General features: G+C 43.1%; 12 protein-coding genes, 5 tRNA genes and 1 other RNA gene. 7 read left to right on the top strand and 11 right to left on the bottom strand.

Features of this window, described 5'->3' with window-relative positions; genetic code table 11:
• Positions 1 to 126: 126 nt before the first annotated feature.
• From Q4486_RS14915 to Q4486_RS14875, 9 genes are all read right to left on the bottom strand, one after another.
• Positions 127 to 250, bottom strand: a non-coding RNA gene (locus Q4486_RS14915) — RtT sRNA.
• A 40-nt stretch (positions 251 to 290) separates the two neighbouring features.
• Positions 291 to 366, bottom strand: a tRNA-Lys gene (locus tag Q4486_RS14910).
• A 34-nt stretch (positions 367 to 400) separates the two neighbouring features.
• A tRNA-Lys gene (locus tag Q4486_RS14905) sits at positions 401 to 476 on the bottom strand.
• Positions 477 to 510: 34 nt separating this feature from the next.
• A tRNA-Lys gene (locus tag Q4486_RS14900) sits at positions 511 to 586 on the bottom strand.
• Positions 587 to 597: 11 nt separating this feature from the next.
• Positions 598 to 673 (bottom strand) — tRNA-Asn (locus tag Q4486_RS14895).
• 17 nt (positions 674 to 690) lie between these two features.
• Positions 691 to 778: transfer RNA gene (locus tag Q4486_RS14890), tRNA-Ser, on the bottom strand.
• Between the two features lie 271 nt (positions 779 to 1,049).
• Complete coding sequence (locus Q4486_RS14885) at positions 1,050 to 2,708, bottom strand: electron transfer flavoprotein-ubiquinone oxidoreductase (protein ID WP_303519969.1); 1,659 nt, start codon at positions 2,706 to 2,708, stop codon at positions 1,050 to 1,052.
• Positions 2,709 to 2,768: 60 nt separating this feature from the next.
• Positions 2,769 to 4,547, bottom strand: coding sequence for an acyl-CoA dehydrogenase (locus tag Q4486_RS14880; RefSeq protein ID WP_303519968.1), 1,779 nt, complete (start codon positions 4,545 to 4,547; stop codon positions 2,769 to 2,771).
• A gap of 202 nt (positions 4,548 to 4,749) precedes the next feature.
• Positions 4,750 to 5,808: an AraC family transcriptional regulator gene (locus Q4486_RS14875; protein WP_303419698.1), complete on the bottom strand. Its 1,059-nt coding sequence runs from the start codon at positions 5,806 to 5,808 to the stop codon at positions 4,750 to 4,752.
• Positions 5,809 to 6,091: 283 nt separating this feature from the next.
• Between Q4486_RS14875 and Q4486_RS14870 the strand changes: the two genes are divergently transcribed.
• From Q4486_RS14870 to Q4486_RS14860, 3 genes are all read left to right on the top strand, one after another.
• Positions 6,092 to 7,921, top strand: a complete 1,830-nt coding sequence (locus tag Q4486_RS14870) for a DUF1302 domain-containing protein (RefSeq protein WP_303419695.1) — start codon at positions 6,092 to 6,094, stop codon at positions 7,919 to 7,921.
• A gap of 29 nt (positions 7,922 to 7,950) precedes the next feature.
• The gene (locus tag Q4486_RS14865) at positions 7,951 to 9,294 is read left to right on the top strand and encodes a DUF1329 domain-containing protein (protein ID WP_303519967.1); all 1,344 of its coding nucleotides are present in this window, start codon (positions 7,951 to 7,953) and stop codon (positions 9,292 to 9,294) included.
• A gap of 162 nt (positions 9,295 to 9,456) precedes the next feature.
• Positions 9,457 to 10,293, top strand: a complete 837-nt coding sequence (locus Q4486_RS14860) for a S1 RNA-binding domain-containing protein (protein WP_303419691.1) — start codon at positions 9,457 to 9,459, stop codon at positions 10,291 to 10,293.
• A 53-nt stretch (positions 10,294 to 10,346) separates the two neighbouring features.
• Here Q4486_RS14860 and Q4486_RS14855 read toward each other — a convergent pair whose 3' ends face one another.
• Positions 10,347 to 11,081, bottom strand: coding sequence for a glutathione peroxidase (locus Q4486_RS14855; RefSeq protein WP_303519966.1), 735 nt, complete (start codon positions 11,079 to 11,081; stop codon positions 10,347 to 10,349).
• 151 nt (positions 11,082 to 11,232) lie between these two features.
• Positions 11,233 to 13,407 (bottom strand): bifunctional diguanylate cyclase/phosphodiesterase, encoded by a 2,175-nt coding sequence (locus Q4486_RS14850; protein ID WP_303519965.1) that lies wholly within the window; start codon positions 13,405 to 13,407, stop codon positions 11,233 to 11,235.
• A 527-nt stretch (positions 13,408 to 13,934) separates the two neighbouring features.
• On the opposite strand from Q4486_RS14850, the gene Q4486_RS14845 reads away from it, so the two are divergent.
• The 4 genes from Q4486_RS14845 (at position 13,935) to Q4486_RS14830 (ending at position 18,193) form a co-directional block, all read left to right on the top strand.
• On the top strand, positions 13,935 to 15,230 hold the full coding sequence (locus Q4486_RS14845) for a PqiA/YebS family transporter subunit (protein ID WP_303419685.1): 1,296 nt from the start codon (positions 13,935 to 13,937) through the stop codon (positions 15,228 to 15,230).
• Positions 15,231 to 15,281: 51 nt separating this feature from the next.
• A complete protein-coding gene (gene pqiB / locus Q4486_RS14840; protein ID WP_303519964.1) occupies positions 15,282 to 16,931 on the top strand; it encodes an intermembrane transport protein PqiB in 1,650 nt (549 codons plus the stop codon).
• Positions 16,921 to 17,511: a membrane integrity-associated transporter subunit PqiC gene (locus Q4486_RS14835; RefSeq protein WP_303419682.1), complete on the top strand. Its 591-nt coding sequence runs from the start codon at positions 16,921 to 16,923 to the stop codon at positions 17,509 to 17,511. Before pqiB ends, Q4486_RS14835 begins: the two co-directional genes overlap by 11 nt.
• A 148-nt stretch (positions 17,512 to 17,659) precedes the next feature.
• Positions 17,660 to 18,193: a hypothetical protein gene (locus Q4486_RS14830; protein ID WP_303519963.1), complete on the top strand. Its 534-nt coding sequence runs from the start codon at positions 17,660 to 17,662 to the stop codon at positions 18,191 to 18,193.
• Positions 18,194 to 18,241 lie beyond the last annotated feature (48 nt).

Genomic DNA, 18,241 nt, shown 5'->3' with positions numbered 1-18,241 from the left:
TCGTCGCAGGCTCCGATGTTTTCTTATGACTGCGTCATGCGAATCGAACCTTTAACGGTTCTCATCCTGTACTCGTGTATTTTCTACAGGCATAAAAAAACCAGCACAGGGCTGGATTCTTATAAGTGGTGGGTCGTACAGGATTACTGCTGCCCTTCGGGCCATCGTCGCAGGCTCCGATGTTTTCTTATGACTGCGTCATGCGAATCGAACCTTTAACGGTTCTCATCCTGTACTCGTGCATTTTCTACAGGCATAAAAAAACCAGCACAGGGCTGGATTCTTATAAGTGGTGGGTCGTACAGGATTCGAACCTGTGACCAATTGGTTAAAAGCCAACTGCTCTACCAGCTGAGCTAACGACCCACGGTATTGCGATGATACTCACATAATAAAAGAGTGGTGGGTCGTACAGGATTCGAACCTGTGACCAATTGGTTAAAAGCCAACTGCTCTACCAGCTGAGCTAACGACCCACGGTATTGCGATGATACTCACATAATAAAAGAGTGGTGGGTCGTACAGGATTCGAACCTGTGACCAATTGGTTAAAAGCCAACTGCTCTACCAGCTGAGCTAACGACCCATCTCTTAAATTGGCTCCCTGAGCTGGACTCGAACCAGCGACCAATAGATTAACAGTCTACTGCTCTACCAACTGAGCTATCAGGGAACTCTAGTTCCAGTAAATGGCGGAGGGATAGGGATTCGAACCCTAGGGCCCTCTCGGACCGCTGGTTTTCAAGACCAGTGCTTTCGACCACTCAGCCATCCCTCCGCAGGAACGGCGCGTATATTATAGGATTGAGTTTTTGTGTCAACCAGTAACGCGACTTTTTACTGAAAAAAGCTGAATTATTATGAAACTATTTTCATAATAAAAATAAGCGGTTAGATAGTGTACAGAAATACACGATAAAGCCGCACAATCAGATCAAATTATAACCACTAGGTCAATATCCTGATCCAATTCTCTTTCTGCTTTCACCCCTTTCATGGGGTAGTTTTTTTCCATTATTATGTATTTTTTATAAAAAAACCTTAAAAAATCACATATTTGGGTAATTAGGCCCACCCGTTCCCTCAGGTACAACCCAGCGAATATTTTGCGCAGGGTCTTTAATATCACATGTTTTACAATGTACGCAGTTTTGGCTGTTAATCTGAAACCGCTTCCCCTCTGCCTCCTCAATCACTTCATATACCCCAGCAGGGCAGTAGCGTTGTGCAGGTTCAGCAAAGCGCTCTAGGTTACTCCCAAGCGGTATAGATGGATCTTTTAGCTGTAAGTGACAAGGTTGATCTTCTTCATGGTTAGTATTAGACAGAAAAACTGAACTCAGTTTATCAAAGCTAAGCACCCCATCCGGTTTTGGATACGTAATTTGCTCACACTCTGCCGCCGGTTTTAACTGTGCATAATCTTCATGATTATCATGCAGTGTTACAGGCAATTTCCCGGAAAATATATTCTGATCAATAAAGTTAAAAGCTCCGCCTAATAACGGCCCGAACTTATGCATAGCTGGACCAAAATTCTTAGAGCTAAATAACTCATCATATAACCAAGAGGCTTTAAACTTATCTGCAAAGCTATTTAGATCTTCCCCACCAGCAGACGAGGACTGCAGCGCGTCAAAGATCGCCTCAGCCGCCAACATGCCAGACTTCATCGCCGTGTGCGTACCTTTGATTTTTGAAAAATTCAGCGTACCTGCATTACAACCCGCGACGATACCACCTGGGAAGGTCATCTTAGGCAGTGCATTAAAGCCGCCTTTAGTGATTGCTCGCGCTCCATAGGAGACGCGCTTACCGCCGTCTAAATACTGTTTAAGAACAGGGTGATGCTTCAATTTTTGAAATTCATCAAAAGGGCTTAAGTAAGGGTTTTTATAATTTAAATCAACAATCAAACCCACAACAACTTGATTGTTTTCAGTATGGTAAAGGAAAAAGCCACCACTGCTCTCGCCTGTTAACGGCCAACCCGAACCATGCAGTACAAGCCCTGGCTGGTGTTTATCTGGATCAACATCCCATAGCTCTTTAATCCCTAGCCCATAATGCTGAGCATCAGATTGAGCAGCAAGATCATAGCGTTCGATCAGCTCCTTACCTAAATGCCCCCGACAACCTTCAGAGAAAATGGTGTATTTAGCGTGCAACTCCATACCCGGCATATAACCATCTTTGTGCTCGCCGGATGCACTAACGCCCATATCACCTGTCGCAATCCCTTTAACACTGCCATCCTCGTTATACAGCACCTCGGATGCAGCAAAACCGGGGAAAATTTCAACACCGAGCTGCTCAGCCTGCTCCGCCAACCAACGACAAAGATTCCCTAAACTAACAATGTAATTGCCGTGATTGTGCATAGTTTTAGGCACAAACATATTAGGTACTTTTATGGAGGAGGTTTCGTTTTTTAGCATGAAGATCTGATCTTCAACTACAGGGGTGTTTAAAGGCGCACCTAGCTCTTCCCACTCAGGAAAAAGCTCATCGAGTGCGCGACTTTCAACCACGGCACCAGACAATATATGCGCCCCCACCTCAGATCCTTTTTCAACCACACAAACCGTCATCTCTTGCTCGGCCGCCTGCGCTTGCTGCATTAATTTACATGCAGCGGATAAACCAGCAGGGCCAGCACCGACAATAACCACATCAAATTCCATGGATTCTCTAGCCACAGCATTCATATTTTTCACCTCAATTTTTTCGGGTATTAAGCGCGATCTATATACTTATCTGATCGCAGCTTAAAACTGCTCTTCGCTCATAGCCATAACGGTCTCACCACCAGATTGCATGGCCACTAATAAAGAACTAACCCTAGGTAACATCTGTTCGGTAAAGAAACGGGCAGAGATAATTTTGGCATTAAGGAAGTCATTATTAGCCCCCTCTTTAGAGAGATTTTCTTGCGCTATAGCTGCCGATTTAGTTAACAACCAAGCACCGCACAGATAGCCCATCAGCATCATATAGCTGACACTCGCACTCCCTGCCGCTGAAGCATCTTTTGCAGCAACCTCTAAAACCCATTGTTTAGCGATGCTCGCTTGCTCAACCGCGGCCTGTGTTGCACTAACAATGTCTTGCAACTCTGGATGGTCTATTTCTTTTAAATCACTGCTTATTTCAGAGAGCAGATCGGTAACCGCATCACCGCCATCCACAAGGGTCTTGCGACCAATAAGATCCAAAGCCTGAATCCCTGTTGTACCTTCATAGATAGTTAAGATACGTGCATCACGATAGTATTGAGCAACGCCTGTTTCCTCAATAAACCCCATACCCCCATGGATCTGTACCGCAAGATAAGTCAGCTCTTGTGCTAACTCAGTCACCCAGCCTTTTACAATAGGGGTCAATAGATCATTACGTTTCTGATGTTTTAACTTAGTCTCATCATCAACAGCATTGTTTACATAGTCACTTTCGGCACGCGCCACATACACCAGCGCACGCATTGCTTGAATTGACGATTTCATCTGCAAAAGCATTCGGCGCACATCGGGATGCTTAATAATGCTAATACGTGAACCATCCCGTAGCGTCCCTTGGATTCGCTCTTTAGCATAGGTAACAGCATGCTGATACGACCTTTCGGAGATCGCCAAACCTTGTAAGCCAACACCTTGCCGCGCATCGTTCATCATTGTGAACATACAGGCTAAACCTTGGTTTGCCTTACCCACTAGATAACCGATTGCTCCCCCGTTATCACCAAAACTCATCACACAAGTCGGGCTACCATGAATACCTAATTTATGCTCAAGAGAAACGGCATAAGCATCATTGCGCTGCTCAGTTGGATTGCCGTTTTCATCGAGTAGGTATTTAGGTACAACAAAGAGCGAGATACCTTTAACACCTGCAGGTGCATCAGGAAGACGAGCCAAAACCAGATGAACAATATTGTCCGTCATCTGGTGATCACCCCAAGTAATAAAGATTTTTTGCCCAGTGATACGGTAATAATCGTCCTCAGGTACCGCTTTAGATTTGAGCGCTGCCAGATCAGTACCTGCATCAGGCTCAGTCAAATTCATGGTTCCAGTCCACTCACCGCTAATTAACTTAGGCAGATAGTGCTTTTTAAGTTGATCATTTCCATGAGTTTCGATCGCTTCGATAGCCCCTTGCGTTAACAGTGGACAAAGTGCCCAAGCAAGATTCGCCGACTGCCAAACCTCATTAACCGCAACGGCTAATACATTCGGCAAGCCCTGCCCTCCAAATTCGGGATTGCCCGCAAGTGAAGGCCAGCCACCATCACAAAACTGTTGATATGCATCTGAGAAACCAGGTGTTTCAGACACATTATTATTCTCAATGGATGCACCTAATCTATCACCAGTAACGTTCAACGGCGCCAACTGCTCACTGCCAAGTTTCGCGGCCTCATCAAGTACCGCTTCCGCGAGACCATCAGCAAAATCGTCCAAGCCTGCCTGCTGACAAATTTGTTCTAAACCCACCAACTGATTTAAAACAAAAACACCATCTTGATAGGGATATCGATAATCACTCATTGCTACTCTTGCTCCGTTCTGTAACCCACCTATCAATAATAGGCCACATTTTATTATTCTTAAGGAACTATAATCACATCGGGAAATGCTATTAACATGATCTATTTAGCACACCAAACCAGCAATAACATTTAATACCTTATTCGCTAACAATAACGGTCAAGATATTAAAAAACCCTAAATTTTATAAGTTACAGCCCTATCAAGAAGAAGCTAACTGCTGACAATATGTATCGCTACGACGATATTCACCGGGTGTCATTCCAGTCCATTTTTTAAAGGAACGGAAAAATGCTGACGGCTCATCAAAACCCATCAATCCAGCCACATCATTAATCGACAACTGTGGTGAGTTCATATAATTAAGCGCCGCCATTTTCCGACTTTCATCTTTAATCTTTTGATAGGAGGTACTTTCGTCCAATAAGCGGCGACGTAGCGTAGAAACAGACATATGTAGACGGTAAGCAACCTCTTCAGCACTAGGTAGCTCTTGGCTAAAGTCCTTACCGATTAACGCCACGACTTGCGATTTCAAACTCGCATCATCATCAACCATCACAATTAACTGATAGGGCGCTGTTTTAAGGAAGCTACGTAGGGTTTCTGGCGTTTGTACTATAGGAAAATCTAAATAGCGGGCAGGAAAAACAATCGCATTATCATGCTGATCAAATTTAACTTCTGACTGAAAAAGCGTTTTATACTGCGCAACATCTTCAGGTTCAGAGAAGGAAAAATATGCGGCTTTCAACTCTAAACGCTTACCAATCAACCAGCATAAAAAGTGATGCCACATGGAAAGTGAGGTTCTAATCCGACCGGGGTTCTCATCAGCCAGCAGCTCATCCATAGACGCGCCGGAAGCATCCGTTGTGGTAAACGAAACTTTGGCATATCGTCCTTTGCGTACCAAAAACGGCTTCACCTGAGTTCCACGACAGATCTCATGAAAATCACTTGCACGGTAGATCGCTTTTTCCAACGTAGGGCAATGAATCAAACAATGGCACATCATGCGAAAAGTCCCATTCGGAACCTTCCCTCCGCTTAACATGCCAAAATATTCATCCTGAGCGATGTAATATATACGTTGGTATAATAGACCAAATTTATCCGCTGGAAACTCGGTCTGACTTCCCACCTCTGAAGGACTAATACCAACCTGATTTAACAGTTGATCAACACTAAAACCCTGTTCTTGAACTAGTTGCAGAAGGTGCCGTACATAGCCTGCCGGCACAGTAATTTTACGCTCCATAATCTCACTACCTACAATTAACATTAGTTAAAATGAAACGCATTTCCCTCCCTATTGTTGACCTGAAGTAGTACATTTATCAACCCAAAAGAACAATTTTGTTAATAAATGTGGAGTCAATTGTTATTGAGACTCAAGTCGCTGACATAGATTATGTGTAGGGTTCCTTACTCTATTTTAAGCCCAAAGCACCTGAAAAAAGGCGCTTTATTAGAAAGTCGGCTATCTTAGAAGTAATACTAATTAGCGCCTTTTAAAAAAATAACAACGCTAGGTGAACGAAATGGCAATAAGAAATAGGATTTTGCACCGCAGCAAAAGCCAAACTCCGATGTTCACGCATCGTCTACTTCCAATATTGGTGGGTTCTGTCGTATCTATCAATCAAGCTCAAGCACTTGAATTTAATCTAGGTGAGATAGAAGGCCGTTTAGATTCTCAAATTTCAGTTGGCGCCAGCTGGCGAATGGATAACCCTTCATCCTCCTTAATCGCTCCCGCAAACGGTGGCACAAGCAAGGGCGGGGGCAGCTATGATGATGCAACTCAAAATTTCGAAAAAGGGGAAACCTTCTCGCAAATAGTTAAAGGTGTGCATGACCTTGAATTAAGCTATGAGAATGTAGGTTTCTTTGCACGCGCAAAATATTGGTACGACTTAGAGCTAGAAAATGGGGCACGCTCTCATGGTCATACTGCGAACAGCTACATCCCTGGTACAGAATTAGATGATTCTGGTTTTAATGACTATGCTAAATTTTCTGGATTTGAATTACTTGATGCCTATTGGTATGGATCATTTGATATAGCTCAAAAACCACTTGATGTACGTTTAGGTAAACAGGTCATTAACTGGGGTGAAAGCACCTTCATTCAAGGTGGCTTAAATGCGATCAACCCTGTTGATGTCAGCTCATTCAGGCGTGCAGGTGCTGAAGTTAAAGAGGGCCTTCTTCCTGTTAATATGGCATTTGCATCTTTAGGTATTACCGATAATCTAAGTGTTGAAGGTTTCTATCAACTCTCATGGGAGCCAACTGCCATTGATGGTTGCGGCACCTACTTTTCAACTAATGATTTTGTTGGCGAAGGCTGTGACGGTATTCGTATAGGGAGTGGCGCTCTAGGCACACTTGATGACCAAACTTACTTCAATAATCCCGCAGTTTTAGGCGGACAAGACCCCGTCGTTTACAGAAATGCAGATGGCCGACGTGAAGCGGATGACGATGGTCAGTTTGGTCTGGCTTTCCGCTACTTTGCTGAAGAGCTAAATAATACCGAATTTGGTCTCTATGCTGCGCAATACCATAGCCGCTTACCCATCACTAGTGGTGTCTATGACGTTGGGGCTTTCTTTGGTGGCCTTCCAGCAACCTTAGGCTCATCTTATTATGTTGAATACCCAGAAGACATTAAAATGCTCGGCCTGAGTTTTAGTACAAACGTTGGTGACATCGCATGGTCAGGTGAGATCAGCCATAAAAAAGATGTCCCTATGCAAATCAACGGAACCTCGTTGATAGCAGGTATCCTAACCGCCGGTGCTACAGGGAATACAGCTTTAGATAACTATATAAAGGATGCAACCGGCAACGGTGCTTCGTTTGATAGCGAAGTAGACGGTTATCAAACCTTTGATGTTTCACAGTTCCAAACTAGCTTGATTAGCTTTCACGATCGAGTATTGGGCGCAAGCCGCTTAACCTTAATCGGGGAATTCGGCTGGACCCATGTTCATAGTCTAGATGAAAGTGCGAACGCTCTAAAATATGGTCGTCATGGTGCATACGGTTATGCGGCTGGCGATAACGATGGCTTCGTTACTCAAGATTCATATGGTTATGTAGTCAGAGCCAATCTTAATTACACTAATGTTTTTGCAGGTGTAAACTTAACACCAGAGATTAGCTTTAAGCACGGTCTAGAGGGTTATGGCCCTCAACCCGGTGCAGGCTTCAATGAGGATGAGAAAACACTAGGTCTAAGCTTAACCGCTGACTACCTTAACAGATACTCAGTCCAGCTCTCATACACTGATTACTTTGGTGGTGACTTCAATTCCATTGAAGACCGAGACTTTCTTTCACTCAGCGCATCCGTTTCTTTCTAAGAAGCGTTTACCAGATGGAGATATCATCAATGCTTAAAACTAAAAGACTGCTGCTGAGCACTGCCCTTATTTTGGCCTCATCTGCAGCATATTCAGCTACAACTGCTGAAGAAGCAGCTAAACTCGGTGATTCGTTGACACCAATTGGCGCAGAAAAAGCCGCTAACTCATCGGGAAGCATTCCTGCATGGAAGGGGGGTTTAGCCACATCAACTGACCGTTACACCAACCCATTTGCTAGCGAAAAACCACTATTTACAATTACAGCGGCCAATGCCGATCAGTATAAAGATAATTTAACACCCGGCCAGCTAGCAATGTTAGAGCGTTACAAGGATAGTTTTTCTATCCCTGTTTATCCGACTCACCGAACCGCTGCATTACCCGATCACATTTATACCGCAGCTAAAGCTAATGCCACATCGACCATGCTAACCGATGGCGGCAACGGCCTAAAAGACTTTACAACAGCAATCCCCTTCCCTATTCCTAGCAATGGGCTAGAAGTCATTTGGAATCATATGACTCGATATAGAGGCGGGGCTTTGGAACGTACGTTTGTGCAAGTTCCTGTACAAGCCAATGGTAGCTATACCGCGGTAAAAATAAACGAGAAAATGTCTTGGCCAAGCGCCCTAGAAGACGGTGCTGATCCTCAAAAAGACCAGAATATCTTGTTTTATTTCGTTCAGGAGGTCAAAGCACCTTCACGCCTAACCGGTAATGTACTTTTGGTTCATGAAACAATGAATCAGATTACCCAGCCTCGTCAGGCATGGACCTATAATGCAGGCCAACGACGCGTACGTAGAGCACCTCAGATTGCTTATGATGCACCAGGTACTGCGAGCGACGGACAACGCACCACTGATAATTTAGACCTTTTCAATGGCGCACCTGATCGTTACGACTGGAATCTTGTAGGTAAACAGGAAGTCTATATTCCTTACAATAGCTTCAAGCTAGCGGACAGAGGCCTAAAATATGAAGATATTTTACAGCCTGGTCATATGAACCCTGAACACACTCGCTATGAACTCCATCGGGTATGGAAAGTTGAAGCAACATTAAAAGAGGGTGAACGACACATCTATGCCAAGCGTACTTTTTACATAGATGAAGATAGCTGGCAAATCGCGATTGTGGATCATTATGATGGCCGAGGCGAGCTTTGGCGCGTAGCAGAAGCTCATCAATTCCAATATCGTGATGCAAATGTGCCATGGCTAGTAGCAGAAACCTTATATGACCTTCAATCTGGACGCTATTTAGTGGGCAGTTTAACCAATGAAGAGGGTGAAGGTTTCGACTTCACGAAACGGTTTAGCCATAAAAACTTTACACCACAAGCAATTAGACGCTTAGGGAAGTAATAGCAGATAAATCCCTCTTTAATTTGATAGTTTTCCATAGCCTCCTCAGTTTTTGAGGAGGCTTTTTTATAAAAAGGCTTTTCTAATTCAACAGGGGCTAGGATAATAGGTTAGATTAGCAATGAATGCTGTTACAGCTCACCTACTCCGGAAATGAAAACCATGGCCGAAATCGGCAAATACAACACCCTTGAAGTAATTAAAGAAAGAGATTTTGGCGTTTATCTAGATGCCGGAGACCTAGGTGAAATTCTATTACCTAAGCGTTACTGTGCTGACGACTTAGAAGTAGGTGATCGTATTCGCGTTTTCATCTACCTTGATACTGATGACCACCTTATCGCCACAACCGAAACACCGGCGGCCATTGTTGGTGAATTCACCATGCTCAAAGTATCCGAGGTCAACAATACTGGTGCTTTCTTAGATTGGGGTTTACCTAAAGAGGTATTATTGCCTTATAGCGAGCAAAAAAACCGCCCTGTTGAGGTCGATAAACGCTACCTTGTACGCCTTTATTTAGATAAGCACACCAATCGCATTGTCGCTTCCACCAAAATTGATAGGTTTTTAGATAAAACCCCTCCAAACTACAAAACCGGTGAAGAGGTTCAACTCGTTGTAGCAAATCGCACAGATCTAGGCCAGAAAGTCATCGTGAACCATGAGCATTGGGGCATGATTTTCCGTAGTGACGTATTAAAAACGGTTTATCCTGGGCAAAAGTTTAAAGGCTATATAAAAGAAGTACGTGCCGACGGGAAGATCAATGTATCTATGCAAAAACCCGGTTATGGGAAAGTGATAGATACAACCGATAAAATTTTAGAGATGATGGAAGAGCAAGATGGCTTTATCACTGTGCATGACAAATCATCCCCTGAAATGATCTTTCAGCTATTTGGTATCAGTAAAAAAGCATTTAAAAAAGCGGTAGGCTCTTTATTAAAACAAGGCAAGATTACTGTAGAGTCCGGCGGGCTTCGCCTTAAAGATTAAATAAAAAAACGCACGTAAACGTGCGTTTTTTTTATATCTGATGAAGCTCAGGTTTATGAAGTAACCCATTCCTCTAACTCATCAGCGCTACCAATAAGCTTTCCATCAACAAAGATCTGCGGTGTAGTACCACGACCCGATACCGCTTGTAGTGAGCTAAAGCTAACACCGTTGGTACCTAATACAATCTCTTCATATTTGTAGCCGTTATCAGCCAATACTTTCTTAGCACGCGTACAATGTCCACATCCAGGCTTACTGATAATCGTTACACGTTTTGGCTGCTCAGCTTGCGGGTTGATATATTCAAGCATGGTATCACCATCAGAAACCTGGAAAGGGTCGCCTGGTAGATCGGGTTCGATAAACATTTTTTCGATTACCCCATCTTTTACCAACATAGAATAGCGCCATGAACGCTTTCCAAATCCTATATCACTTTTATCAACCAACATACCCATCGCTTCACTAAATTCACCGTTCCCATCGGGAATAAAAGTGATATTTTCAGCTTTTTGATCTTCAGCCCAAGCATTCATAACAAAAGTATCATTCACCGATAAACAGATAATGTCATCAACACCGTTGTCGGCAAAAATAGGAGCCAATTCATTATATCTAGGCAAATGAGTACTAGAACATGTCGGCGTAAATGCACCAGGTAGGGCAAATAGAATAACCGTTTTTCCTTTGAACAACTGATCACTTGTCACATCAACCCAATCATTTCCTTGGCGAGTGTGAAACACAACCTGTGGTACGCTTTGACCTTCTTTTGTCTGTAACATCAATCAATTCCTCATACTAAAATTATTACTCTAACGCTCGTTTGCGTTGATGGAATTACTATAACGAAAATCAAATTATTAAAGAAATTTAATAAAACAAAAACGCCGATAGATTAAAACTATATAGAGATACAATTTACCATTCCCCAATTTAACGAGAACGATAAAAAGCGATAAACTCATCAAACGGCAAAGGCTTGCCTAAATAAAACCCTTGAATAAAGTCACAACCATACTCATCCAACATAGCTAGTTGCTCCTTAGTTTCAACACCCTCGGCCACAACCCGAATCCCTAATGTCTGGCCCATTTTGATGATCACCTCCACAAGTGTACGGTCCTGCACATCATCCATAATATCTGTCACAAAACTACGATCGATCTTTAGAAAATCAACGGGGTAGTGACGTAGATAATTTATTGCTGAATAACCGGTACCAAAATCATCAATAGCAAAAGCGATCCCCTGCTCTCGTAATTGATTAATTTTATCTAATTGACTACCCCCGCCATCCATTAACAAGGATTCAGTAATCTCAAAGACTAATTTATGGTGATCAACTTCATACTGATCAATAATATTCAACCAGCGCTCAACCGCATCTTTAGGGAAAAACTCAGCAACAGAACGATTAACAGCGATTTGCACATCAATCCCCCTCTCCGTCAACTGATTAGACAGATGACAAGCTTCCTCTAAGACCCAGTCACCTAAGGCCCTAATCGCTCCGGTCTGCTCAGCAATAGGAATAAAGTCCACAGGGGAGACAACACCACGCTCAGGATGGAACCATCGAATAAGCGCTTCACATTTAGAAATTTTCCTATCTTTTAAAGACATTATAGGTTGAAGGTAAAGCTGAAACTGGCCTCGACGAATACCATCAAGGATTTCATTATGTACTTGTACATGCCGCTTAACTTCAAGACTTAGCTCATCATTAAAGAAATAAATTCTATTTTTTCCAGATCGTTTAGCTTCATACATCGCTCGATCAGCATTTTGTAACAAGACATCTGCCGACTGTCCATCTTGTGGGTATATAGCAATACCAAGACTATGAGTTACCGACAGATATTGTCCGCCAATAAGGTAAGGCTCACCCAACTCTAGTTGTAACTTTTCTGCCAACAGCTCCGCTTGAGTAGCGGTTTCAATATCATTCAGCACAATCACAAACTCATCACCCGCCAACCGAGCAATAAGGTCATCAGAACGAACAATATGACCCATACGTTGAGAAAACAGCCTTAAAAGCTCATCACCTGCATGATGGCCCCAGTTATCATTAACTTCTTTAAAATAATCAAGATCGATAAAAAACAACGCAAATATATTGCCGTGGCGTTGATGTTCATTAATTATTTTTTTGAATCTCTGCGTAAAATGGTAACGGTTGGACAATCCTGTTAGACCATCATAGCTAGCCCTATAGTTTGCCGTATCTATAGCAACAAGCTTTTCTCGATAGTTGGAAGCAATAAGATAAGTAGCCATGGCTGTAACTAGGCTAACAAGCAGAGCGGCGGCCCAAAAATATATAATTTCTTGAAGACTTACCTGCCATCCACCTTTAGCGCTGGCCGCCAGCTGCCATTTTCCTGAAGGTAAAAACACATCAACAATAACAGGGTCATTATCAAACGTAGAGGCATGTCCAAAAAAGACAGCTCCTTCAGACCCTTTACCATCTTTACCACGAATGGCAATGTCTAGCCCCCATAGCTTCTCATGGAGGCCTGCATTAGAAAACAGCTCTTTATCGTTGATAACGACTGAGATGAGTCCCCATAAAATATCACGCTTTACACCAATAAACACAGGCACTCTAGCGATCAAGGCACTCCCGCCCTGAACCAGATCAACTGGGCCAGTAAGGATAATCTGTTCATTGTCTACAGATTCTTGAACCGCCACAAACTGATCGGGCACATCACGATAATCAACCCCTAGGGCCGATTCATTACCAAGAACGGGATAAATATTAGTGATAATAAGGTCTGGAGCCAAAGCGATATGACTAATGCTTAGTTGGGTTTGAAGGTATTCATCGACGAGCCTAGCGAATTCTGACTGCGTTATATCAGAATTAATTGCAATTTCAGCCTTCAAACCACGCAAAACAACAAGATGTGAATTAATGGCACCTTCAAGACGGGCGCCTAGAGTAAGCAGATTAACAAATGCCTGATGCTTCTGATTGTCACGAATTCGTTCGAACTCATGATTAACAAAAAACGTAGCTATCAAAAATACAATCACAAACACAAACACTGAAAAAGCCAGTGAACGCTGCGTTAGGAACTGTAAAGCCTGTCGAAACATATTTTTAAATGACGCCCCTAAATTCACACTATAGCGTGACTAAACCCACATCATGCATAGTGCTGTGTTGTAAACCTATGTATTGCAAAGCACTAGGTCATTCAATGACCGCCCCTGTATTCGCAATATATAACTTATTTAAAAATGCTTTACTAAAAAGGTTTCCAACCTATTGCTAATAATAACGCACTTTGCCCATTTAGTACTGTGTGAACATGCCCTTCTACGCCATAAACCAAATAATTTCCGGTGCCCAGCGGCCTGATAAAGCTCAACAGTAGTTATTGAGCTTTATTCCACAACAAAATAACAGAGACTAGCGGCCTTTTACTGCCAACCTTTAAAAAGGTACTACTTTAAGACTAGCCACCTTAGAGCGAACTACCAAATTAAATAATAAAGACCTGATAATTTCCTAGCTTGATTAGAATTAAGATATAATCTCCACGCTTAGTGAGCTTAAAATTGATCTATCTCACGCAAAACAGCAGCAATATAAAGGCCAAATAAAATGTCCATTGAGAACCATGTCTTCTGAAAATGTAGCTTGCCACTGCTGCGATCTAATTGTTGAGGTGTCGACGCTCAAACCGGGCTGTAAAGCGCACTGTCCTCGATGCGGCCACCTATTATCTTCACAAACGGCCAATGCCTACAATAAAGCAACAGCATTCGCAGCAAGCGCACTACTTTTTTTACTACTATCACTACCGTTTCCTTTTATGGCCTTCCAATCGCAAGGCCGTGAACAACAGGTTTCCTTAATTCAAAGTGGTTATGACTTACTCATACTAGGCTTTCCTCTCCTTGCATTACTACTAAGCGTATTCATTTTAATCGTTCCCTCTTTACTGCTTTGTGCATATCTATTGATCCTCATCCCCTTACGTAAAAATACCGCTTACCCTTGGAGCTACACACTTGCTCGACTTATATTTACCCTCCACCCTTGGGCAATGGCTGAAGTATTTTTAATCGGTGTTTTAGTTAGCCTTGTTAAAATATCAGGTATGGCTGACCTTGTGATCGGTATGTCTTTTTGGGCCTATGTACTCTTCGCACTTTGCCTAATCGCAACAATTACCTGTATAGATCGATTACAACTATGGCACAGCCTAGATAAGGCCTCCTCTATACAAAGAACTCCTCCTAAGCACAATTATGGTGGGGCAATGCAACAACAATTACAAAGCTGCCACTGCTGTGGTTTGATCCACCATTTGGATGCACACAACTGCCAACGCTGTTCCAGCTCGTTACACCCAAGAATCCCCGCTAGCCTACAAAAAACCTGGGCTTTTTTAATCACGGGAGCCTTGCTATACATCCCAGCAAATATTTACCCAATTATGCACACTCGCTTATTAGGTGCTGACGAACCCAGTACCATATTGGGTGGTGTAGTCCTCTTATGGCAACACGGCTCTTACCCCATTGCCCTTATTGTCTTTATCGCCAGTATTTTGATACCTATAGTAAAAATGCTAGCGCTGTTCTGGCTCGCACTTAGCGTACAAGCGGGCCATCAAAATCGCGTAAGCGAACGTATATGGATGTATAGAATGACTGAACTTATTGGGCGCTGGTCAATGATTGATGTATTTGTCGTCGCCGTTTTAGTCGCGTTAGTACAACTCGGCGGGTTAGCCAGTATATTACCTGGTATCGCCGTAACCGCTTTCGCCGGAGTCGTTATTCTCACTATGTTATCGGCTATAAACTTTGACCCTCGCTTAATATGGGATAATCTGGATAAAGATGAGTTACACATTATTAAGAGTGGCCAAGAGCCATTAAATGACCTATTAGATGAGATAAACTAGGCCTCATATGTTTAATCATCAAACACTTAGCCAACAAGATAACTGATACTTATGACAGCAACAGATCACTCTTCAGCACAACCACTAATCAGTGCTAAACGTTCAGTTTCCAGCATTTGGCTACTACCTTTCATTGCCTTGTTTATAGGTGGTTGGATGGTTTATAACGATTGGGCGCATAGGGGGCAGTTAGTTAATATTAGCTTTATAACTGCCGATGGTATTGAAGCCGGAAAAACAAAAATTAAAGTCCGCAATGTTGAGGTCGGGAAAGTAGAATCAGTCAAACTCAACTACCCCAATAATAATGTCCTTGTACAAGCACGAATCGACCCTGAAGCAGAGGCGCTTTTACTTAAAGATACAAAATTTTGGGTTGTCAGACCCCGTGTAGGTACAGGTGGCGTGAGTGGTTTAGGCACCCTTCTATCTGGTGCTTACATCGAAATGGCACCGGGTGAAAAAGGCAAACCCTCTAACCGATATATTGGTTTAGAAGAGCCCCCAGTAGCTTCCACAACAGAACCCGGCTTACGTTTAGAACTTATTAGTGATAATGCTCACTCATTAAGTGTGGGTGACACTGTACTTTATCGTGGCTTTTCCGTTGGTAGAATTGAACGGGTTAACTTTGATGCCCAAGCAAAAGAAGCGGTTTATGGGATTTTTATTCAAGCCCCATATGATCAGCTCGTCAGTACAGATAGCCGCTTTTGGAATATGAGTGGTATTAACCTAAACCTCTCAGCGAACGGTGTTAATGTTCAAACGGGAACTTTCGACACCCTTTTTAGTGGCGGCATCACTTTCGATTTATTAGAAGGCGAACAACAAGGACGCACAGCACAAGATGGCGACCGCTTCCGCCTTTATGCAGATTTTAATAGCGTCAAAGAACGCCCTTATGCGTACTATAATGAGTATCTGTTGCTCTTCGACCAGTCGGTACGTGGACTGGTTGCCGGAGCACCTGTTGAATTTCGTGGTGTTCGCGTAGGCACCGTAGAAAATATCTCCTTTCAAATCGCCCACCTTTCAGAGATTACCGATTCACGTATACCTGTAGTAATCAGGCTCGAACCTGGACGTTTAGGTTATAAAGATGAAGAGCGCATATTAGCCGAAGTGCATTCCAAACTTAGTAACTGGGTGGAGCGCGGTATGCGAGCAAGCCTTAAATCAGGCAACCTTGTCACAGGTAGCTTATTTGTCGACTTAGACCTCTATCCAGACTCCCCCCATAAAACACTAACCAAAGTCGATGACTATTCCGTCATCCCTACAGCGTCGGGTGGTTTTGTACAGTTAGAAAACAAGTTAATTGCCGTGTTAAGCAAAATAGAGCAATTAAAAGTGGAACCCGTTCTTGATCAGTTAGAAAGCACACTGAGCTCTAGCGACAAAGCAATTACCCAACTCGACCATACGCTGGGACAGATCGAAAGCTTAGTGAAAAGCAAAGAAACAAAAGCGCTACCTGAAGAGCTAACCGCCACCTTAAAAGAGATACGCCAAGCAGCTCAAGGACTAACCCCCGACAGTCAGCTATATTTAGAGATACACAACACACTACAAACATTGCAACAAACCTTAAAACAGCTACAACCGGTGATAAAAACTTTAGATGAAAAACCTAATGCACTTATTTTTGATGCTCAAAAAGGCCCAGACCTTATTCCTGGAGGTAAAAATGCCGACTAGAGGCGTAATGGCGTTAGCTATCTCGTTTTTATTACTCAGTGGTTGTGCGCAACAAACAAGCCGCGATGAAAACCAGTTTTATCTACTCAGTAGTGACAGTGCCGCAATTCAAAAAGTAGATACTAAACACGTCATAGGCCTCAAGCCTGTAACGGTGGCTGCCTATCTGAATAATGCGGGTATCGCGATACAAACCACTGAAAGCCAATTAAAAATTGCTAATCATCACCTTTGGGCTGAGCAACCTAACTTAGCGATCACCCGTGTGTTACATGGCGAACTCAATAAAAAGCTCAGCCATAGTCGTATCGACAATGGCCAATTTGGGCGAAGCTCCGATTGGCAATACAGCCTTTCGACCCATGTGGACCAATTCCATGGTACTGAAAATGGACTCGCCACTTTTAGTGGTTATTGGCAATTAGCTAAACAAGGCAAAGTACTTATTAGTGCACGCTTTAATCTCTCGGCACCTTTGGAGGAGCCCGGCTATGCCGCACTTGTATCTCAGCTACGGCAGCTATTATCCCAACTAGCTGAAGATCAAGCGCAACAAATTACCAACCAACTAAATGAATAAATCGACTCATTAAAGTTGATCTAAATAAAGCATGAACTTCATAGACAAAAAATAGTCTATACTTGCTTAGGGCTTGCGTTACATAAAGCGACCTGCAGTAAAAAACATATATTTATATCCACAATTTAAATAACTTTTGGTTCGCTTTATGGAAAATAGTATTCTCTCAACAGGCCTCTCAACGACATTATCTACACAAAGAGCAGGTAATTCAGCCAATCAGCCGCCAGCTCCATCATCAGTGAATGACTCACTCGCGAACGCCTCAACAGGCGCTGCTGAGAGAAACCGTGATCTACCCGCCACTAGCCAAATTCCAGACGTTAACAATCCATCCGAGACGCGTACAAATCGTGTAAATAATACGGAAGAACAGACAGACCCTGCGGTTCAGCAACAACAGATAGAAAACTTTCTGGCTGAACAAACTGGCGCTGATTCAGCATTATTTCAAGGCATCGACATCCAAACAGCACTGGATCTACAAGAGAGCTTGCGCAATCGCCCAGAGCAGACGGAGCAAGCCACAGTCTCATTAGCTCAACAAAATGCAGAACAACCCCTGGATTCTAACGAGCAACAAACACAAGAGCTGCAACAGCGTTTACAAAGCCGACTCGCGGAACAGATTGCAAACGATCCTGGTACAGAGTTTCCCCAATTAATCGAAACCGTTGCTTAAAGCCTATAAGTTAACGAAAAGGGCTGTTTTGTTCAGGCTTTTTTCTAT

It is taken from the genome of Neptuniibacter sp. 2_MG-2023 (genome assembly GCF_030547495.1).
GTDB lineage: Bacteria > Pseudomonadota > Gammaproteobacteria > Pseudomonadales > Balneatricaceae > Neptuniibacter.
The sequence above is the reverse complement of the archived record's forward strand: the minus strand, read 5'-3'. Positions and strand labels throughout refer to the sequence as shown.

What these genes read in the sequence shown, in the direction of transcription:
- Q4486_RS14885 (WP_303519969.1), bottom strand. Translation starts at nt 2,708, where the DNA reads ATGAATGCTGTGGCTAGAGAATCCATGGAATTTGATGTGGTTATTGTC.
- Q4486_RS14880 (WP_303519968.1), bottom strand. Translation starts at nt 4,547, where the DNA reads ATGAGTGATTATCGATATCCCTATCAAGATGGTGTTTTTGTTTTAAAT.
- Q4486_RS14875 (WP_303419698.1), bottom strand. Translation starts at nt 5,808, where the DNA reads ATGGAGCGTAAAATTACTGTGCCGGCAGGCTATGTACGGCACCTTCTG.
- Q4486_RS14870 (WP_303419695.1), top strand. Translation starts at nt 6,092, where the DNA reads ATGGCAATAAGAAATAGGATTTTGCACCGCAGCAAAAGCCAAACTCCG.
- Q4486_RS14865 (WP_303519967.1), top strand. Translation starts at nt 7,951, where the DNA reads ATGCTTAAAACTAAAAGACTGCTGCTGAGCACTGCCCTTATTTTGGCC.
- Q4486_RS14860 (WP_303419691.1), top strand. Translation starts at nt 9,457, where the DNA reads ATGGCCGAAATCGGCAAATACAACACCCTTGAAGTAATTAAAGAAAGA.
- Q4486_RS14855 (WP_303519966.1), bottom strand. Translation starts at nt 11,081, where the DNA reads ATGTTACAGACAAAAGAAGGTCAAAGCGTACCACAGGTTGTGTTTCAC.
- Q4486_RS14850 (WP_303519965.1), bottom strand. Translation starts at nt 13,407, where the DNA reads ATGTTTCGACAGGCTTTACAGTTCCTAACGCAGCGTTCACTGGCTTTT.
- Q4486_RS14845 (WP_303419685.1), top strand. Translation starts at nt 13,935, where the DNA reads ATGTCTTCTGAAAATGTAGCTTGCCACTGCTGCGATCTAATTGTTGAG.
- pqiB (WP_303519964.1), top strand. Translation starts at nt 15,282, where the DNA reads ATGACAGCAACAGATCACTCTTCAGCACAACCACTAATCAGTGCTAAA.
- Q4486_RS14835 (WP_303419682.1), top strand. Translation starts at nt 16,921, where the DNA reads ATGCCGACTAGAGGCGTAATGGCGTTAGCTATCTCGTTTTTATTACTC.
- Q4486_RS14830 (WP_303519963.1), top strand. Translation starts at nt 17,660, where the DNA reads ATGGAAAATAGTATTCTCTCAACAGGCCTCTCAACGACATTATCTACA.